General features: G+C 71.7%; 17 protein-coding genes. 7 read left to right on the top strand and 10 right to left on the bottom strand.

Annotation, left to right across the window (positions count from 1 at the left end; translation table 11 throughout):
• Positions 1-18 precede the first annotated feature (18 nt).
• Positions 19-1,137 carry an NAD-dependent epimerase/dehydratase family protein gene (locus tag GSY69_RS11625; RefSeq protein WP_268892208.1) on the top strand — a complete coding sequence of 373 codons (1,119 nt, stop codon included), beginning with the start codon at positions 19-21 and terminating at the stop codon, positions 1,135-1,137.
• A 36-nt stretch (positions 1,138-1,173) separates the two neighbouring features.
• Here GSY69_RS11625 and GSY69_RS11620 read toward each other — a convergent pair whose 3' ends face one another.
• The 3 genes from GSY69_RS11620 to GSY69_RS11610 all read right to left on the bottom strand — a co-directional run bounded on the left by GSY69_RS11620 (position 1,174) and on the right by GSY69_RS11610 (position 4,183).
• A complete protein-coding gene (locus GSY69_RS11620) occupies positions 1,174-1,791 on the bottom strand; it encodes a cysteine hydrolase family protein (RefSeq protein WP_160954008.1) in 618 nt (205 codons plus the stop codon).
• Complete coding sequence (locus tag GSY69_RS11615) at positions 1,788-3,272, bottom strand: purine-cytosine permease family protein (RefSeq protein WP_160954011.1); 1,485 nt, start codon at positions 3,270-3,272, stop codon at positions 1,788-1,790. The genes GSY69_RS11620 and GSY69_RS11615 overlap by 4 nt, the downstream gene beginning before the upstream one ends.
• Before the next feature lie 101 nt (positions 3,273-3,373).
• A complete protein-coding gene (locus GSY69_RS11610; RefSeq protein WP_160954007.1) occupies positions 3,374-4,183 on the bottom strand; it encodes an NAD(P)-binding domain-containing protein in 810 nt (269 codons plus the stop codon).
• A 239-nt stretch (positions 4,184-4,422) separates the two neighbouring features.
• On the opposite strand from GSY69_RS11610, the gene GSY69_RS11605 reads away from it, so the two are divergent.
• Positions 4,423-4,779, top strand: a complete 357-nt coding sequence (locus tag GSY69_RS11605; protein ID WP_160954006.1) for a hypothetical protein — start codon at positions 4,423-4,425, stop codon at positions 4,777-4,779.
• Positions 4,776-5,129: a hypothetical protein gene (locus GSY69_RS11600; RefSeq protein ID WP_160954005.1), complete on the top strand. Its 354-nt coding sequence runs from the start codon at positions 4,776-4,778 to the stop codon at positions 5,127-5,129. The genes GSY69_RS11605 and GSY69_RS11600 overlap by 4 nt, the downstream gene beginning before the upstream one ends.
• On the opposite strand, the gene GSY69_RS11595 is transcribed toward GSY69_RS11600, so the two are convergent.
• The 5 genes from GSY69_RS11595 to kdpA are packed head-to-tail and all read right to left on the bottom strand — an operon-like array spanning position 5,096 to position 12,830.
• Complete coding sequence (locus tag GSY69_RS11595) at positions 5,096-5,839, bottom strand: response regulator transcription factor (RefSeq protein ID WP_328698860.1); 744 nt, start codon at positions 5,837-5,839, stop codon at positions 5,096-5,098. The genes GSY69_RS11600 and GSY69_RS11595 overlap by 34 nt on opposite strands.
• A complete protein-coding gene (locus GSY69_RS11590; protein WP_160954004.1) occupies positions 5,836-8,430 on the bottom strand; it encodes a sensor histidine kinase in 2,595 nt (864 codons plus the stop codon). The genes GSY69_RS11595 and GSY69_RS11590 overlap by 4 nt, the downstream gene beginning before the upstream one ends.
• Positions 8,431-8,478: 48 nt before the next feature.
• On the bottom strand, positions 8,479-9,075 hold the full coding sequence (kdpC, locus tag GSY69_RS11585) for a K(+)-transporting ATPase subunit C (RefSeq protein ID WP_160954003.1): 597 nt from the start codon (positions 9,073-9,075) through the stop codon (positions 8,479-8,481).
• Between the two features lie 30 nt (positions 9,076-9,105).
• Positions 9,106-11,163, bottom strand: coding sequence for a potassium-transporting ATPase subunit KdpB (kdpB, locus tag GSY69_RS11580; RefSeq protein ID WP_160954002.1), 2,058 nt, complete (start codon positions 11,161-11,163; stop codon positions 9,106-9,108).
• On the bottom strand, positions 11,160-12,830 hold the full coding sequence (gene kdpA / locus GSY69_RS11575; protein ID WP_160954001.1) for a potassium-transporting ATPase subunit KdpA: 1,671 nt from the start codon (positions 12,828-12,830) through the stop codon (positions 11,160-11,162). The genes kdpB and kdpA overlap by 4 nt, the downstream gene beginning before the upstream one ends.
• Positions 12,831-13,176: 346 nt before the next feature.
• Between kdpA and dnaK the strand changes: the two genes are divergently transcribed.
• From dnaK to GSY69_RS11555, 4 genes are all read left to right on the top strand, one after another.
• Positions 13,177-15,057, top strand: a complete 1,881-nt coding sequence (gene dnaK / locus GSY69_RS11570) for a molecular chaperone DnaK (RefSeq protein ID WP_160954000.1) — start codon at positions 13,177-13,179, stop codon at positions 15,055-15,057.
• The gene (locus GSY69_RS11565; protein ID WP_160953999.1) at positions 15,057-15,740 is read left to right on the top strand and encodes a nucleotide exchange factor GrpE; all 684 of its coding nucleotides are present in this window, start codon (positions 15,057-15,059) and stop codon (positions 15,738-15,740) included. The genes dnaK and GSY69_RS11565 overlap by 1 nt, the downstream gene beginning before the upstream one ends.
• Positions 15,741-15,928: 188 nt before the next feature.
• Positions 15,929-17,005 (top strand): DnaJ C-terminal domain-containing protein, encoded by a 1,077-nt coding sequence (locus tag GSY69_RS11560; protein ID WP_160953998.1) that lies wholly within the window; start codon positions 15,929-15,931, stop codon positions 17,003-17,005.
• 5 nt (positions 17,006-17,010) lie between these two features.
• A complete protein-coding gene (locus GSY69_RS11555) occupies positions 17,011-17,457 on the top strand; it encodes a heat shock protein transcriptional repressor HspR (RefSeq protein WP_160953997.1) in 447 nt (148 codons plus the stop codon).
• A 221-nt stretch (positions 17,458-17,678) separates the two neighbouring features.
• Here GSY69_RS11555 and GSY69_RS11550 read toward each other — a convergent pair whose 3' ends face one another.
• Positions 17,679-17,843, bottom strand: coding sequence for a hypothetical protein (locus GSY69_RS11550; RefSeq protein WP_160953996.1), 165 nt, complete (start codon positions 17,841-17,843; stop codon positions 17,679-17,681).
• A gap of 33 nt (positions 17,844-17,876) precedes the next feature.
• Complete coding sequence (locus tag GSY69_RS11545) at positions 17,877-18,455, bottom strand: hypothetical protein (protein ID WP_160953995.1); 579 nt, start codon at positions 18,453-18,455, stop codon at positions 17,877-17,879.
• Positions 18,456-18,621 lie beyond the last annotated feature (166 nt).

Below are 18,621 nucleotides of genomic sequence, written 5' to 3'. Positions count from 1 at the left end.
CTCGTACAAGTCGACGGCCTGCCGACGGAACTCATCGGAGTAGTTCTTCCTGGCCATAGTCCTGATCATCTCGCTTCCTCCAGCAACTGCTGGATTCCACGTGTCCAAGACCCGGGGTCAGGGCCCTTCATCGCCGCCTACTGCATGGCCCAGCTGCTCGCGCAGGGTCGCACGGTGCGCACCACGGTGCGCTCGGCCGGCAGCCAGCAGCGCGTGCGCGAGGCCGTTGCGCGCGCCGGGCAGGCGAGCGGATTCGAGCTGGGCGAGGTGGTTGCCGGACTCGAATTCGCCACCGCCGACCTCATGGACGACGCGGGCTGGGCCGCGGCGATGGAGGGCTGCGACGGCGTCCTGCACGTCGCCTCACCGGTTCCGGCCGCGGAGCCCAAGGATCCCCAGGAGGTCATCGCCCCGGCCCGCGAGGGCACGCTGCGGGTCCTGGGGGCCGCCGAGGCCGCGGGCGTCTCCCGCGTCGTCATGACGTCCTCGTTCGGGTCGGTGGGCTTCGGGTTCGGGTCCAGGCTCCCGCGCTTCGATGAGGATTCCTGGACGCGCCTGGCGGGCCCGGGGGTGAGCGCGTACACCGCCTCGAAGACCCTCGCCGAGCAGGACGCGTGGGAGTTCGCGGCCCAGGCCGGTCCCGGGTTCGAACTCGTGGCGCTGTGCCCCACCGCCGTCTTCGGCCCCGTGCTGGGGCCCTCGGTCAGCGGCGGCAACGAGCTCATCCGCCGCATGCTCGCCGGCGCTCTGCCCGGGCTGCTCGACATGTGGTTCCCGGTGGTCGACGTCCGCGACGTCGCCGCCGCCCACGCGGCGGCCCTCACGGCTGCCGAGGCGGCCGGTCGGCGGTTCATCGTGGGCGGCCGGGAGGGCATGACCATGGCCCAGATCGCCGGGACGCTGCGGCAGGCCCTCGGGGCGCGGGCGGCGAAGGTGCCGACGCGGCGCATCCCCAATTGGCTGGTGCGCGCAGCGGCCCGCGTGGTCCCCGCCGCCCGCGACTTCGCCGCGGAGCTGGGCGGGACGAAGGAGATCGACGTCAGCCGCGCCGAGCGCGTGCTCGGCCTGCGGGCGCGCCCGGCGCGCGAGACCATAGCGCAGACCGGGCGCAGCATGCTCGAGCGCGGCGCGGTCTGAGGCCCGCGCCTCGGGCGCGCCTCGGGCGTCTGCGCGCTACTGGCCCATGCGCTCGCGCACCTGGGCGGCGGTCGAGACCTCGATGAGCGGGGCGGAGAGCTCCATGAGCGCGAGCGCGCGCTCGTGGTTCTCCCGGCTGGAGCCCGCGCAGCCATCGGAGACGACGGTGACGAAGACGCCGGCGTCCGCGGCGGCCAGCGCCGTGGCGATGACGCAGCAGTCCGTCGCGACCCCCGTGAGCACCAGGCGGCTGCCCGGGCCCTTCGTCCAGCCGCTCCAGTCCGCCACGTGCTCGTCGACGCCGATGAGGTCGGCGAGCTCGCGGCCCCACTTGCCGAACGTGGGCCGGTCGACGGGCCTGCGGCCCTCCGCGAGCAGGTCCTGTGCCGCCGGGACGAGGTCGAAGAGCGGATCATCGGCCGCGACGTCGGCGAATGGCCAGCGCTCGAAGTAGTCGCGCCACGCCGTGGCGCGGTCCGCCGTGGGCAGCCACCGGGTCACGAGGACCCGCTCGCCGAACAGGGGCGCCAACTCGGAGGTCTGGGCCATGGCGGCATCGAAGCCGTCCGCGCACCATTGGGAGGCGGGGTCGGCGAACACGGACTGCGGGTCGATGACGACCAGGTGCGAATCTGCGAGGCGACAGGCTCTCATTGCTTCTCCTGACGGCGGATCGTGGGGTGGCGGGCTATGAGTGTGACGGCGAAGCTGAGGACCAGGGCGGCGAGCACTCCCAGGTTGGAGTACGCCCACGTGCCGTCCTTGCCGCCCAGCGGGCCGAGCAGGTAGCCCTGCCAGTTGTTCCACGGGGCATCGTCGGCGTAGCCGTTGACGACCAGGCCCCAGCCCAGGACGGAGGCGATGACCATGGTGGTCACCGAGGTCCAGTCCACGGACCCGTAGCGGCCCCGGCGGTCGAAGAGGGCCGCCTCGTCGTAGTCGCGGCGCCGGGTGAGGATGTCCGCGATGAGGATGCCGGCCCAGGAGGCGATGGGCACCCCCAGGGTGATGAGGAAGCTCTGGAAGGGGCCGACGAAGTCCTGGGCGAAGAAGACCACCCAGATGGTGCCGGCCGTGAGGATGAGCCCGTCGACCGCGGCGGCCGCCGGGCGGGGGATGCGGATGCCCAGGCTGAGCAGGGTCAGGCCGGAGGAGTAGATGCCCAGCACCGCCCCGGAGACCAGCGTGAGCACCGCGACGATCCAGAAGGGGATGAGCGCCCACAGCGGCAGCAGCGTCACGAGAGCGCCCAGCGGGTCGGACTCGATGCCGGCGGCCAGCTCGGGATCCGAGCCCGCCAGCAGCAGGCCGAAGACCACGAGGACCACGGGTGCCACCGAGCCGCCGATGACGTTCCATGCGACGATCGCGCCGTCCGAGGTCGATCGGCGCTGATAGCGCGACCAGTCCGCGGCGATGTTGATCCAGCCCAGCCCCATGCCGGTCATCACCATCGTGAGCGCGCCCAGCATCTGCTGCGCCGAGCCGGCGGGCTGGGCGGCCACGGCGTCCCAGTGGATGTGCGGGATCGTCATGAGCATGAAGACCACGGTGCACAGCCCGGTGAGCCAGGTGAGCACGGACTGGAGTCGCATGATCGTGTGATAGCCCAGCACGGAGGCGGTCACGACGAGGCCCGCGATCGCGAGCGTGGCGAGCACGGAGACGAGCGTGCCGGTCGCCCAGCCGAGCGCCTCGAAGACCGTGGCGGTGGCCAGCACCGCGGTGATCGTCAGCGACGTCTCCCAGCCGATCGACGTCAGCCACGACGCGATGCCCGGCAGCCTCTGCCCATCGACGCCGAACGCCGCACGGGAGAGGACCATCGTGGGCGCGGAGCCGCGCTTGCCGGCGATGGCCACGAGGCCGCAGAGCGCGAAGCTCACGACGATCCCGACGACGGCGACGATGCTCGCCTGCCAGAACGAGATCCCGAAGCCCAGCAGATAGGACCCGTAGCTCATGCCGAACACGGAGACGTTCGCCGCGAACCACGGCCAGAACAGGTGGTGGGGCCGGGCGGTGCGCTGAGCGTCCGTGACGATCTCGATGCCGGTGGTTTCGAGGAGGGGCGCGTGCCGGGGGGCGGATGGCGCGGCTCCCGGCGGGGGCTCGGCGCTCGCATCGCTTGTGATTGCACTCACAACAGCGATCGTAGCGGGAGACCGTCGCGGCGACTTCGCGGGGGTGTGACGGTTTCGCAACGGTTGCGCGGAGGTCGTGTCACAACCCCAGGTCAGCCGCCTTGAACCCGCCGATGAACGTCGTTCAGGGCGGCGTCGAGGGCCGCGCGGTTGGGCGCGTCGAACCAGTGTTCGCGCAGCTGCTCGTTGAGGCCGCCGGGCGTCTCGTGCGAGCCGGCGATATCCGACAGCGGAACGTCCGCGGACAGCGCCGGGGCCGCACCCGCGAACAGCCCGCGCACGTAGCCTTGCGCCACCCGGTCCTCGATGCCGGCCCGCGTGAGCCAGTCGGCGAGGGCGCTCAGAAAGTGGAAGTGGGTCGACAGCGCGGCGCTGGCCGTGGAGAGCGTGGCGAAGGCAGCCTCGTCCGGCAGCGCGAGGACCGTGCCGACGCGCTCGAACAGGCCCCGTGCCGCGGGGTGATCGGGGAAGACGGCGGTGAGGCCCTGGCCGGTGCGCACCGCGGGCATGGGGATCGAGCGGACGAGCGCGGCGCCGGTGCCGGTCCACTCGCGGATGCGCTCGAGCGGCGTCGCGGCGATCGCGCTGATGACGACCCGCTCGGCCGGGACGGTCAGCCCGGTGAGCGCCTCCCGTGCCGCATCGGGTACGACGCTGAGCAGCAGGACGTCGCAGTCGTCCACGACCGCCTGGTTGGAGGCCGCGACGCGCGCGAAGGGGTGCCGCGCGGCAAGCGCAGCGGCGGTCCGGGCGCCGCGCGGGGAGAGCACAGCCGCAAGGCCGTGCCCCGCGCGTGGGCCGTCTGCCCGCTGCGCCGCCCGTCCCAGGCCGTCGACGAGGGCGGCGGCGATCTCCCCGGTGCCGATGATGCCCAGGCGCAGCTGCCTGCGTGTGCGGTCCATGCGCGCCTCCTCTCCGTGGGGCCGATGCTCGGCCAGTGGGGCGGGGGCTGTCAATGCCCAGCGGCGCCCGGTGGTGCCCGGTGGCGCCCGGCAGTGCCCGGCGGGGAGTTCCGCGGCGGGTTCCGTAGGCTTGCGCTCGGACGCCGATCGGCCGAAGGAGACCGTATGCTCGCCGCACCGCCTGTATCGCCCGCACCGCCCGCCCACCGCGCTGTCCGCGCCGCTGCGGGGGCGCCGAGGTGAGCGCCGACGCGCTCCTCGACTACTCCGGGCTGGTGGGCCGTGCCTTCTTCGTGCTCTGCGCGCTGGCGGTCATGGTCCTCGCCCTGGTGCGCGCCCGTGGGCGGACACGGCTGCTGGCCGCGTGGGGCGCCGCCCTCCTGGCCGCGGGCCAGGGCGCGATGATCGTCTTCTCCCTGCTGGCCGCCGGCCCCCTGCACGGGTCCGCGATCTTCTTCCTCCTCGGCCTGATCGTCGTCGTGATCATGTGCACGGGGGTCATGGTCATCGCCGGCCTGGCCCTGCTCGCGTTCTCCCTGCTCGGCCCGGCGCGGCGGCAGGCGCCCTCCCGGTCCGCTGCGAGGTGGGCGCGGTGAGCGCGGGCTGGGGGGCGCTTCTCCTCCTCCCTGCCGGCCTCGCGGTGGTGCGCGCGCTGCTCATCGCCGCCGCCGCGGGGCTCGCCATCGTCTTCGCGGCCCGGTACCGCGCGGGGGCCGGCCGGGTGGCCGGCATCGTGGGCGGGTGCGCCGTGGGCCTCGGCGCGGTCCTCGAGTCCTGGGCCCTCATCACCGCCAGCGGGCGCAGCGGGCTGCCCCACACCGATCCGCTCGTCGTCCTCGCCGCGGCGGTGCCGTGCATCATCGAGGGCATCGGCGTGCTGTGCATCGGCCTCGCCGCGGTGTCGCCCGCGCGTCAGCGGGGCGCGCCCTGGGCGGCGAAGCGGTAGCCCATGCCCAGCTCCGTGAGGAAGTAGCGCGGCCGCGCGGGCTCCGGCTCCAGTTTCGCGCGGATCTGCGAGAGGTAGACGCGCAGATAGGCCGTCTCGCCCTCATAGCCGGGCCCCCACACGGCCCGCAGCAGATCGGCGCGGGCGACGAGGCGGTCGCGATTGCGCGCCAGGTGCTCGACGATGCGCCACTCGTGCGGGGTCAGCCGCACCGGCTGGCCGTCCCGGCGCACCTGGGAGGCGCGCAGGTCCACCTCGAGGGCGCCGTCGGCGGTGGCGATGACGGAGGGCTCCGGCTCGTCGCCCCCGGGGCCGCGGCGCAGCGCGGCGCGCAGCCGCGCGAGCACCTCGCCCAGCGCGAACGGCTTCGTCACGTAGTCGTCGGCGCCGCGGTCCAGGGCCTCGATCTTGCTCTCCAGCTCGTGGCGCGCGGTGATGACGATGAGCGGCACCGCGGACCAGCCGCGGATCCCATCGAGCACGGTGAGGCCGGGCATGTCCGGCAGGCCCAGGTCCAGCAGCACGCAGTCGATCCCGCCGGCCGCGGCGAGCTCCAGGGCTGCCGCACCGGTGGCGGCGTGGCGCACCGTGTAGCCGCGGGCGCCCAGGTTGATGACGAGGGCCCGCGCGATCGCGGGATCGTCCTCGACGACGAGCACGGCGGCGCCGGCCCCCGCGCCAGTCGCCGCGGGAGCACCGCGGGGGCTCACGGCCGGGCTCCCGCGGTGTACTGCGCGCTGGCCGGCTCCCGAGCCGCGGCGGGCTCCGGGGCCGAGGCGAGCGGCACGTCGACGGCGACGGTGAGGCCGCCGCCCGGCGTGTCCTCGGCCCACAGCTGCGCTCCGATCGCCTCGCACAGGCCCTTCGCGACCGCCGCGCCCAGCCCCACGCCGTCGGCATCCTCCTGGTCGCCCAGCCGGTGGAACGGGGTGAACATCTGCTCCTTCGCCGCGTCGCTGAGCCCGGGGCCGTGGTCGACGACCCGCACCGTCACGTGCCCCGCACCCGCCGCGGCGTCGATGAGGACATCCGGGCCGGCGTGGCGGGCCGCGTTGTGGACGAGGTTGGCGAGCACGCGCTCGAACAGGCCCGGATCGGTGCGCACGAGCGGCAGCCCGCCGGGGATGTCCGTGCGCAGCGCGGCGGGCACCGCCGCGGGCTCCATGCCGCCCACCGCGGTGGCGACGAGCTCGTCGACCGCGCACGGCAGCGCCCGCACCTCGAGGGCGCCCGTCTGCAGCCGCGACATGTGCAGCAGGTCCGCGACGATCCGGTCGAGGCGGTCGGCCGAGTCCTCGATCGCGGCGAGCAGCTCCGCCTGAGCGTCCGCGGGCAGCTCGACATCGTCCATCCGCAGGGCGGACGCGGAGGTCTTGATGGCGGTGAGCGGGGTGCGCAGGTCGTGCGAGACCGCCGTGAGCAGGGCGGTGCGGGCGGCGTTCGCAGCGGCCAGGCGCTGCCCCTCGAGGCGGGCGTCCTGGAGCTCGCGCTGGCGGGCCAGGGCGAGGATGCGCCCGGAGTAGGCGTCGAGGGACTGCTGTTCGGCGGCCGTGAGCGGGCGGCCGGAGATGAGCAGGCGGTAGTCCGCGTCGAGCGTGAGCGCCTGCTCGGCGCCCTCGCCCGAACCGCTGGCGCCCTCGCCCGAGCCGTCGGCGTCGTTCGCACCGTCGGCGCCTGCGGAGGCGAACACCGTCTCCCAGCCCCCGCCCGCGCGGGCCTGGAGGACCGCCGCGGACTGGCCGTAGGTGTGGGCGATGTGCTCGAGGAGCGCGGGGATGTTCGTGCCCTCGCGCACGACCGAGCCCGCCAGCTCGCTCATGAGCAGGGACTGCTCCCGCGCCTCGGCGGCCTCCCGGGCGCGCCTGGCGGCGGTGTCGACGACCCGGGCCACCCCCGCGGCCACGAGGAGGAACAGGAGGAGGGCGATGATGTTCTCGCCCGCGGCGATCGTGAGCGTGCCGACGGGCGGGGTGAAGAACCAGTTGAGCAGCAGCGCCCCGGCCAGCGAGCCGACGAGCGCGGGCCACCAGCCGCCCACGAGCGCCACGGCCACCGCCGCCGCGATGTAGGCGAGGATGTTGACGAGCAGCCCCCCGCCGGTGTCGCGGCCCAGCCCCAGGAAGGCGGCCGTGAGCAGCGGCGGCAGCACCGCGGCCAGCGCCCAGCCGGCCGCGAGGCGCGGACGGGAGAGCGCGGAGCGGCGGGCCGGCCGGGGCCGCACGCGCGGGGTGGCGCGGTGGGGGACGATGTGGATGTCGATGTCCCCGACCGCCTGGATGAGCCGCGCGCTCACCCCCGGGCCCAGCAGGGTGGCGGGGAAGCGGCGGCGCGAGGTGCCGATGACGAGCTGCGCGGCGTTCGCGGTGTGGGCGAAGTCCGCGAGCGCGGCCGCCGGGTCCTCCCCGGCGATCGCGTGCCACGTCCCGCCCAGGGACTCCGTGAGGCTCTGCAGCCGGCTCAAGTCCTCCGGCGTGGGCTGGGCGAGACCGTCCTGCGCGATGACGGTGACGACGAGGAGCTCGCGGCCGGCGGCGCGCCCGGCGATCCGGCTGCCGCGCCGGATGAGCGCGGCTGATTCGTCGCCGGCGGTGACGGCGACGAGGATGCGCTCGCGGGCGGGCCACGGGTCCGCGATGCGCTCGCGGCGCCGGTAGGCCTCGAGCCCGGCGTCCACCTGGTCCGCGGTCCACAGGAGCGCGAGCTCGCGCAGCGCCGTGAGATTGCCCAGCCGGAAGTAGTGGCTGAGCGCCGCATCGATGCGCTCGGGCCGGTAGACCTGCCCGCGCGACAGCCGGATGCGCAGCGCCTCGGGGCTCAGATCGACCAGCTCCACCTGATCTGCCTCGCGCAGCACCCGGTCCGGGATGGTCTCGCGCTGCACCTGGCCCGTGATGCCCGCGACGACGTCCGCCAGCGATTCGAGGTGCTGGATGTTGACGGTGGAGATGACGTCGAGGCCCGCGGCGAGCAGCCGCTCGACGTCGGCGAAGCGCTTGCCGCCCGCCTCGCCGGCCTTCGTGTGGGCGAGCTCGTCGACGAGGACCGTCTCCGGCGCCGCGGCGATGATGCCGTCCACGTCGAGCTCGTCGACGGCGTGGCCCCGGTGGTCGATGCGCAGGGGCGGCTGGACCGGGATGCCCTCGAGCAGGCGGGCCGTGTCCGGGCGCCCGTGGGTCTCGATGACGCCGGCGAGCACGCGGGTGCCCTGCTGGATGAGGGCGTGGGCCTCTTCGAGCATGGCGTAGGTCTTGCCCACGCCGGGCGCGGCTCCCAGGTAGATCTTCAGGGTGCCCCTGGCCATCGGTCCTCCCCTCGGGCTTGACTGACGTGCGGGTTCGGGCGTGCGGGTTCAGGCGTGCAGCGCGCGCACGGCTGCGTTGAGCGTAACCACATTCACCCGCTTCTCGCCCAGGAAGCCCAGCGCCGGGTGCTGCGTGTTGGCCGCGATGAGCGCGTCGATCCGGGCGCGGTCGACGTGGTTCGCCCGCGCCACGCGGTCGGCCTGGAGGCGCGCGTAGGCCGGTGAGATGTCCGGGTCGAGGCCGGAGCCGCTCGCGGTGAGGGCGTCCGGGGGCACCTGCGCGGGGTCCGCCCCGTTGGCCTGGGCCGCCGAGGCGCGGCGCGCCGCGATCTGCTCGCGCAGCTCCGCGCTGTCGTTGGCGAGGTTCGAGGCGCCCGAGGACATCGCGTCCCAGCCGTCGTCGCCGGCCGCGGACGGGCGCGGCGAGAACAGCTCCGGGCTGTGCATGGGCTGCCCGATCCGGGTCGAGCCCACCGTGCGGCCGGCCGCGTCGGTGAGCGGCGAGCCGTCCGCGGCGGCGGGGTCGAGGCGGCCGATGCACCAGATGGCGAGCGGGTAGGCGAGGCCCAGGATGAGCGAGAGCGCCGCGAGCGCCTTGGCCGAGGTCCAGAGGGAGCGGAGGGTGCCGCGCAGTGCGGTGTGCATGATCGTGCCTTTCTGGCGTGGGCCGGAGGCTCAGGCGAGCCCGGGGATGAGGGAGACGACGAGGTCGATGAGCTTGATGCCGATGAACGGTGCGATGAGCCCGCCCAGCCCGTAGATGAGGAGGTTGCGGCTCAGCAGCCGGCTCGACGTCGAGGGCGTGTAGCTCACCCCGCGCAGCGCCAGCGGGATGAGGGCCACGATGACGAGGGCGTTGAAGATGACCGCGGAGGTGATCGCGGACTCCGGGGAGGCGAGCCCCATGATGTTGAGCAGGCCCAGCCCGGGGAACGCGGCCATGAACATCGCCGGGATGATCGCGAAGTACTTCGCCAGGTCGTTGGCGATGGAGAAGGTGGTGAGCGCGCCGCGGGTGATGAGCAGCTGCTTGCCCACCTCCACGATCTCGATGATCTTCGTGGGGTCCGAGTCGAGGTCGACCATGTTCGCGGCCTCCTTCGCGGCCTGCGTGCCGGTGTTCATGGCCAGGCCCACGTCCGCCTGCGCGAGCGCCGGCGCGTCGTTCGTGCCGTCGCCGGTCATCGCGACCATGGCGCCGGCCTCCTGCTCCCGGCGGATGAGCGCCAGCTTGTCCTCCGGCTTGGCCTCCGCGAGGAAGTCGTCCACCCCGGCCTCGCGGGCGATCGCCTTGGCCGTGCGCGCGTTGTCGCCGGTGATCATGACCGTCTTGATGCCCATGCGGCGCAGCTGGGCGAAGCGCTCCACCATGCCGGGCTTGAGGATGTCGGTCAGCCGGATGACGCCCACGATCCGGCCGTGGGCGCAGCCTTCGGGAGCGAGCTCGGCGGCGGGGTCCGCCCCTGCCAGCGGCGTCGCCTCGGCGATGACGAGCGCGGTGCCGCCCTTGTCGCTGATGCGGCTGACGATCGCGTCGAGCTCCGGGGGCACCTCGGCGCCTGCCGCGCGCGCCCAGGCCACGATCTCCGAGGCGGCGCCCTTGACGACCGTGCGGTCGGGCAGGCGGATCGCGCTCATGCGGGTGGCCGCGGAGAAGGGGACGAACCGCGCCTGGGCGTAGGCGTCCTCGGGCACGGGCGCCAGCCCCAGACCGGTCTCCGCGAGCCGCACGATCGAGCGGCCCTCCGGGGTCTCATCGGCCAGCGAGCTCAGCTGCGCGGCGTATGCGGCATCGCGGGGGCTGCCCCCGCCCAGCGGGATGATGTCCGTGGCCTCGCGGTTGCCGATCGTGATGGTGCCGGTCTTGTCCAGCAGGAGCGTGGAGACGTCGCCGGCCGCCTCGACGGCGCGGCCGGACATCGCGAGCACATTGCGCTTGACGAGGCGGTCCATGCCGGCGATGCCGATCGCGGAGAGCAGCGCGCCGATCGTCGTGGGGATGAGGCACACGAGCAGCGCGATGAGCACGAGCAGCGACTGGGGCGCGTGGGAGAACCAGGCCATGGGCGCCAGGGCCACGACCGCGAGGGCGAAGACGACCGTGAGGACGGCTAGGAAGATGTCGAGCGCGGTCTCGTTGGGCGTCTTCTTGCGGTTGGCGCCCTCGACGAGCTCGATGAGCCGGTCCATGAACGTGGACCCCGGCTGCGAGGTGATCGCGATGCGGATCTCGTTGGACAGCACGGTCGTGCCGCCGGTGACCGCCGTGCGGTCGCCGCCGGACTCCCGGATGACGGGGGCGGACTCGCCGGTGATCGCGGACTCGTCCACCGTGGCGGCGCCCTCGACGACGTCGCCGTCGCCCGGGATCACCTGGCCGGCGCGCACGAGCACGGTGTCGCCCACGTGGAGCTCGGCGGCTGGCACCTCCTCGATGCCGCCGTCGGGGCCCACGCGCTGGGCCCGCAGGCTCGAGCGCGAGGCGCGCAGGGCGTCGGCCTGCGCGCGCCCGCGGCCCTCGGCCAGCGCCTCGGCGAAGTTGGCGAAGACGACGGTGAGGAACAGCCACGCCGCCAGGCCGAACGCGAACACGGAGGGGCGCAGGAGGGCGCACACGAGGGTGGCGGCACAGCCGAGTTCCACGATGAGCATGACGGGGGTCTTGATCATGGTGCGGGGGTCGAGCTTCTGCAGCGCCGCGCCGGAGGCTGCGAGGAGAGCGGAGGAGTTCATGAGAGACCTTCTGCAAGCGGGCCCAGTGCGAGGGCGGGGAGGTAGGTGAGGCCGGTGACGATGAGCGCGCAGCCCACCATGACGCCGGCGAACAGCGGGCGGTGCGTGGGCAGGGTGCCGCTCGTGGGCGGGGCGGGGGTCTGGCCGGCGAGCCGGCCGGCCAGGGCGAGGACGAACGCGATCGGGACGAAGCGCCCCAGCGCCATCGCCGCGGCGAGTGCGAGGTTGAGGTAGGGCGTGTCCGCGCCCAGCCCGGCGAAGGCGGAGCCGTTGTTGTTCGATGCCGAGGTGAACGCGTAGAGGACCTCGGACAGGCCGTGGGGGCCGGGGTTGAGGATCGCCTCGCGCACGCCGGGTACGAGCAGCGAGGCGCCGGTGCCCAGGAGCACGCACGCGGGGACGACGAGGACGTAGCCGGCCACGAGGCGGATCTCCGGCGGCCCGATCTTCTTGCCCAGGTACTCCGGCGTGCGCCCGATCATGAGCCCGCAGATGAACACGGACAGGATTGCGATGACGAGCATGCCGTAGAGGCCCGAGCCCACCCCGCCGGGGGCGATCTCGCCCAGGAGCATGTTGAACATGAGCACGCCGCCGCCCAGGCCCGAATAGCTCGAGTGGAAGCTGTCGACCGCGCCGGTGGAGGTCAGCGTCGTGGCGGTGGCGAAGAACGCGGAGGCGACGGTGCCGAAGCGCAGCTCACGGCCCTCGAGCGAGGCCCCGGCGAGCTTCGCATCGCCGGTCAGCGCCGTCTCGGCCCACACGGTGGCGGCCAGCGAGGCGAGGAACAGCACGGCCATCGCGCCCAGTACGGACCAGCCCTGGCGCCTGTCGCCCACCATGATGCCGAACGTGCGCGGCAGGGCGGAAGGGATGAGGAGGATGAGCGCCACCTGGAGGAGGTTCGTCCACTCCGCGGGGTTCTCGAACGGGTGGGCGGAGTTCGCGTTGAAGTAGCCGCCGCCGTTCGTGCCGAGGACCTTGATCGACTCCTGGGAGGCGACGAGGCCGCCGGGGATCGTCTGCTGGCTGCCGTCCAGTGTGGTGATGGTCTGCGGGCCGTGGAAGTTCTGGATGGCCCCACCCAGGATGAGGAGGACCGCGCCCACCGCGGCGATCGGCAGGAGCAGGCGCAGGCTGATGCGGGTGAGGTCCACCCAGAAGTTGCCCAGCGGGGGTGCGCCGCCGGAGGCCGAGCGCCCGGTGCGCCGCGCGGCGAGGCCGCGGATGAAGGCCGCCACGACCGCGATGCCCACGGCGGCGGAGACGAAGTTCTGCACGGCCAGGCCCAGCATCTGGGTGAGCTGGGTGACCGCGGTCTCGCCCGAGTAGGACTGCCAGTTCGTATTCGTTGTGAACGAGACCGCCGTGTTGATGGCCTGGTCGAGGTGCACGGGGCCGGCGCCGCGGCCCAGGGGCAGCCAGCCCTGGATGCTCTGCAGGAGGGTGAGGGCCACGATCGAGACGGCGGAGAACGTGAGCACGTCGCGCAGGTAGACCCGCCACGGCTGGCCGGCCCGGGGGGCAACGCGCACCGCGCGGTAGATGAGGCGCTCGACCGTCGTGTCCCGCCGCGAGGTCAGCAGGCGGGCCATGTAGGCGCCGAGCGGCCGGTGCAGCGCGGCGAGGACGGCCAGCACCGCCGCGATCTGCAGGAGGTCTTTCATTGTGAGTCCTTGGGGTGGAGTGGGGGAGCGGACCCGCTCACTCAACCGCCGCGCGGCCGCCCCGCGGCGCGGGCTTTGCGCCTCGTTTACGCCGGGCGGCGGAATCTTTGCACGGCCTTGACACCCGGCGGTGCCGCCGCCCCTGCCGCCTGTGGAAAACTTTTCCGCCCGATCGGAATAATCCTTCGCGCAGCAAAGTTGAGTCGGGTGTACGCAAGTCTGCGCCCCGGGGGATTGACAGCCCGGGGAGCAAGCGACAAGACTTGAGTCGATGGCACTCAAGGCGTGCGGTCCGCCGCACGGCCGCCAGCGACTCGACTGAAGAACTCAAGCGAAGGAGCACCACATGTCACGTGCAGTTGGCATCGATCTCGGTACGACGAACTCCGTCGTCGCGGTCCTCGAGGGCGGCGAGCCGAAGGTCATCGCAAACGCAGAGGGCAGCCGGACCACCCCGTCCGTCGTTGCCGTGAACAAGAACGGCGACTCGCTCGTGGGCGAGATCGCCAAGCGCCAGGCCGTCACGAACGTGAAGAACACCGTCTCGTCGGTCAAGCGCCACATGGGCGAGGACTGGAAGACGGAGCTGGGCGGCAAGGAGCTGACGGCTCCGGAGATCTCCGCGCGCATCCTCCAGAAGCTCAAGCACGACGCGGAGGAGTACCTGCAGGAGCCGGTGACCGACGCGGTCATCACGGTCCCCGCGTACTTCAACGACGCGCAGCGCCAGGCCACGAAGGACGCCGGTCAGATCGCCGGCCTCAACGTCCTGCGCATCATCAACGAGCCCACCGCCGCGGCCCTGGCCTACGGCCTGGAGCGCGGCAAGGAGGACGAGCTCATCCTCGTCTTCGACCTGGGCGGCGGCACGTTCGACGTGTCCCTGCTGGAGGTCGGCAAGGACGATGACGACTTCTCCACCATCCAGGTGCGCGCCACCAGCGGCGACAACAAGCTCGGCGGCGACGACTGGGACCAGGCGATCGTCGACTGGCTGATCAAGCAGGTCAAGGACAACTACGGCGTGGACCTGTCGAAGGACACCACCGCGCTGCAGCGCCTCAAGGAGGCCGCTGAGCAGGCGAAGAAGGAGCTGTCGTCCGCGACGAGCACGAACATCTCGCTGCAGTACCTGTCCATGAGCGAGAACGGCCCCATCCACCTGGACGAGACGCTCACGCGCGCCAAGTTCCAGGAGGAGCTGACCAAGGACCTGCTCGACCGCACGAAGGCCCCGTTCGAGGCCGTCATGCGCGATGCCGGTGTCAAGGTCTCCGAGGTGGACCACGTGGTCCTCGTGGGCGGCTCGACCCGCATGCCCGCCGTCACGAAGGTCATCACCGAGCTGACCGGCGGCAAGGAGCCCAACAAGGGCGTGAACCCGGATGAGGTCGTCGCGATCGGCGCGGCCGTCCAGGCGGGCGTCCTCAAGGGCGAGCGCAAGGACGTCCTGCTCATCGACGTCACCCCGCTGTCGCTGGGCCTCGAGACCAAGGGCGGCGTGATGACGAAGCTCATCGAGCGCAACACGCCGATCCCCACGAAGAAGTCGGAGACGTTCACGACGGCCGAGGACAACCAGCCGTCCGTGTCGATCCAGGTCTTCCAGGGCGAGCGCGAGTTCACCCGCGACAACAAGCCGCTGGGCACGTTCGAGCTCACCGGCATCGCCCCGGCCCCCCGCGGCATGCCGCAGATCGAGGTGTCCTTCGACATCGACGCCAACGGCATCGTGCACGTGTCCGCCACGGACAAGGGCACGGGCCAGGAGCAGTCGATGACGATCACCGGCGGATCCGCGATCCCGCAGGAGGACATCGACCGCATGGTCCGCGAGGCCGAGGAGCACGCCTCCGAGGACAAGGCCAAGCGCGAGGCCGCCGACCAGCGCAACGTGGCGGAGAACCTGGCGTACTCCACGGAGAAGCTCGTTACCGACAACGGCGACAAGCTGCCCGAGGACGTCAAGTCCCAGGTCACAGCCGATGTGGAGGCGCTGAAGGAAGCGCTCAAGGGCGACGACGACGACGCGGTCAAGGCCGCGGCGGACAAGCTCACCGAGAGCCAGTCGAAGATCGGCGAGGCGCTCTACGCGGCCCAGTCCGCGCAGGAGGGCCAGGCCGACGGCGCCCAGGGCGGCGCCGGAGCCTCCGATGCCGATTCCGGTTCCGACGACGACGTCGTCGATGCCGAGGTCGTCGACGATGAGGACGAGGGGAAGAAGTAATGACCGCAGAGAATCCCGAGAACGGCCCCCAGTCAGACCAGGGCAACCAGGAGGACCAGGCCGCGCAGGGCTTCTCGTTCAGCGACAAGCGCCGGGTCGACCCGGACTCCGGCGCGGTCCGCGAGCCGCACGAGGCCGAGGCGGGGGCGGGCGCTGGCCCGGCCGGCGCCTCGGCCGCGGAGGGGGCCGCAGACGCTGCGGACCTGGGCGTCGACATCCCCGACGACGCCTCCGCGCTGGATCCGGAGAACGCCCCCGCCCCGCAGAGCGAGGAGGCCGCGAAGTACCTCGACGACCTCCAGCGCCTCAACGCCGAGTACGCGGCCTACCGCCGCCGCTCGGCGCGGGAGCAGGACAAGGCGCGCGCCGCCGGCGCCGCCTCGTTCGCCGAGGCGATCATCCCGGTGCTCGACGAGGTCAAGCTGGCCGCCGACAACGGCGACGTCACGGGCCCCTTCGAGTCGCACGTGGCCAAGCTGCGCGCGGCCCTGGAGAAGGCGGGCTTCGTGCAGTACGGCGAGGTCGGCGAGGAGTTCGACCCGAACATCCATGAGGCCCTCATGCAGCAGCCCAGCGACGAAGTCGGCGAGCCCACCGTGTTCGCCGTCATGCAGCCGGGCTACCGGTTGGGCGACCGGGTCCTGCGCGCGGCGCGCGTGGGAGTCTCCCAGCCCGCAGAATGAGCGGTCGTCCGGGGCGGTTCGGCCGTCCCGGACGCGGTCTCGGTTCCGGGCAGCGCCCCAGCGGGGGCGCCTCCCGGAACCGTGAGCGCAGCAGCCGCACACGCGTGGGGCACACCGAACGGCGTGAGCAGCAGACAGCAGATTTTTCAGCACTGATTGGGCGCTATGCCTGAGGAAGGGGGTGCCAGGTGACAGCCGGACCTCAGAACGACTGGTTCGAGAAGGACTTCTACAAGACCCTCGGAGTCTCCAAGGACGCCTCCGAACAGGAGATCAAGAAGGCCTACCGGAAGCTCGCCCGGAAATACCACCCGGATACGAATCCCGGCGACAAGGCCGCGGAGGAGAAGTTCAAGGAGATCAGCCAGGCCAATCAGGTCCTGGCCGATCCGGAGACCCGCAAGCAGTACGACCAGGTCCGCGCCATGGGCTCCGGGGCGCGCTTCAGCGCCGGCTCCGGTGGCAGCGCCGGCGGCGGCGGGTTCGAAGACGTCTTCTCCGACCTGTTCGGCGGTGGCGGGGGCGGCCGCACGCGCTACACGACACGCGGCGGTGGCTACCCGGGCACCTCGGGCGGCGGCTTCGGAGGTGGCTTCGGCGGCGGCCAGCAGGGCTACGGCGGCGGCGAAGTGCCGTTCGACCTCGATGACCTGCTCGGCGGCTTCGGCGGCTCCGGCGGTGGATTCGGCGGCGGGTACTCGACCGGCCCGACGAAGGGCGGGGACATCCGCTCCACGACCACGCTGAACTTCACCGAGGCGGCCAAGGGCGCGAGCGTGCGCCTGAAGATGCCCAGCGGCAAGACGCTGACCGTGCGCACGCCCGTGGGCGTCAAGGACGGCCAGAAGATCAAGCTCAAGGGCAAGGGCAAGGCCAGCCCCAACGGCGGGGAGAGCGGCGACGTCATCCTCACCGTCCACGTGGAGAAGCACCCGGTCTTCACCCGCGACGGGGACAACCTGCGCCTCGAGCTGCCGGTGACCTTCCCGGAGGCCGCGCTGGGGGCCACCGTCGAGGTGCCTACCCTGGACGGGCCCACCGTGAAGATGAAGATCCCGGCGGGCACCCCGTCCGGCCGCGTCCTGCGCGTGCGCGGCAAGGGCATCGAGGGCAAGGCCCGCCGCGGCGACCTGCTCGTCACCGTCGAGGTGGTCGTGCCGAAGAAGCTCGACGACGCGGCCAAGGAGGCCGTCGAGGCGTTTGCGAAGGCCACGGAGGGCGAGGATCCCAGGAAGGACCTCTACAGCAAGGCGAAGGCGAGCTGAGTGCGATGCAGATCGACGAGAATGCCGCCCTCTACGTGATCTCCGTGGCCGCGGAGCTTGCGGGCATGCACCCGCAGACGCTGCGGCAGTACGACCGGATGGGCCTCGTGACGCCCAAGCGCGCGGCGGGCCGCGGACGGCGCTATTCCGCCGAGGACGTCCGCCGTTTGCGCCTCATCCAGCAGCTCTCCCAGGAGGAGGGGATCAACCTGGCGGGCATCCGCCGGATCCTCGAGCTGAGCGAGGAGGTGCGCCGCGCCCAGCGCAGAGCCAGTGCGCTCAGCGCTCAGCTGCGCGGGATGCGCGAGCGCCCTTCGGGTGCCGATCGCGTGTTCGCGGCCGGCACCTCCGGGGACGTCGTCTCGATCGTCCACGGTCGGCAGCGCCGGCGCACCGGGTTTGCCGGGGCGCTCATGCCGGCCGGGACGCTGCGGGAGGCAGCCGGGCAGTAGGGGCGGTACATTGCGAGGCTGGTCCTGCTGAATGCCAAGCGTGCAGCAACGCCAGCAGCGGCGCCCGCACCAGACTCTCGGGAGGGCTCGCTGCGGTGAGCGCGACCGCTGACTCGACCACGGACAGTGACTACGGCCGGGCAACCATTCTCATGGTTGCCCGGCCGTTGTGTTACCCGGGGCCGCCCCGCACGACTCCTGTCAGCACGCGGTGTTCTCCCTCAGCGTTTGACAGTGAATGTCGTTTTGGTCTGACGCGCGTAATCAGGGGTGAGCGTGATGATGTACTTGCCGGGTTTCTTCGACATCAGTCGCGCGACGCGCTTGGTAATACGATAGGCGGGCTTAAGGAAACCGTCGTTTCGGATCGTGCGCTTCGCGATCACCTTCTTGCTGCCGCTTTTGCGAATCGTGAAGCGCTAGTCACCTGCATCGTAGTTCGACTTGTTTAACCTGGCGATTGGCTTGTGCCTTGCGCCACGAAGGCTCTTTGCGCGAAGCGCTTTTGGCGAAACTGTGAGTTTTGCACCCTTAAAATCGTCTAGTATCGGCACGCTACGTGCAAAATAGAATGAATCTATTGTTTCTTCGTAACCGAGTTCGTCAAACCCCATGATCTCAATATGCATCTCGTGCGGACCGGGCGTGGAAAGGCTAATTTTGTACATAGCTTTACCAGAGGCGCTTACTCGAACCGGTTTAGTGCAGTATGAGCTGACGTCATTAGTTACAATCACCGTGCAGAGTCGCACTCTGGCCTTCGGTTTGAGATTGCTCGCTTCAAAGCGCACCCCTTTTCTCGCATTAGAAGAGTAAAGCGGACCCTTGGTGAGCTGCTTTAAAGCAGGTTTTTTCTTCTTGCCTGCTAATGCGTGCAGGCTGTGTGTTTTCGAGTCCATCTTCGATGGTGTTGCGTGGGTAGTGGCAGACGCCGGCGTCGAGGCGATGAGGGCGGTCGCGGCGAGTGCTGCGGCTGCGAAGAGCGCAGGGATCTTCATGGTGCTCCTGGGGGAGAGGGAGTCGGGCGACTCGTTGATGGCTCTTCACGAATGAGGGTGTAGCGCGGGTCTGAACCCTCCGGCTTCGAGCAGCGACCGAGCGATGTAGTGGGTGAGGTTGCGGAAGCCGAGGGCGGAGCCGCGGAGGTGTTCGAGTCGCCCGTTG

It is taken from the genome of Brevibacterium rongguiense (assembly GCF_009857845.1).
In the GTDB taxonomy this organism is placed as follows: domain Bacteria; phylum Actinomycetota; class Actinomycetes; order Actinomycetales; family Brevibacteriaceae; genus Brevibacterium; species Brevibacterium rongguiense.
The sequence above is the reverse complement of the archived record's forward strand: the minus strand, read 5'-3'. Positions and strand labels throughout refer to the sequence as shown.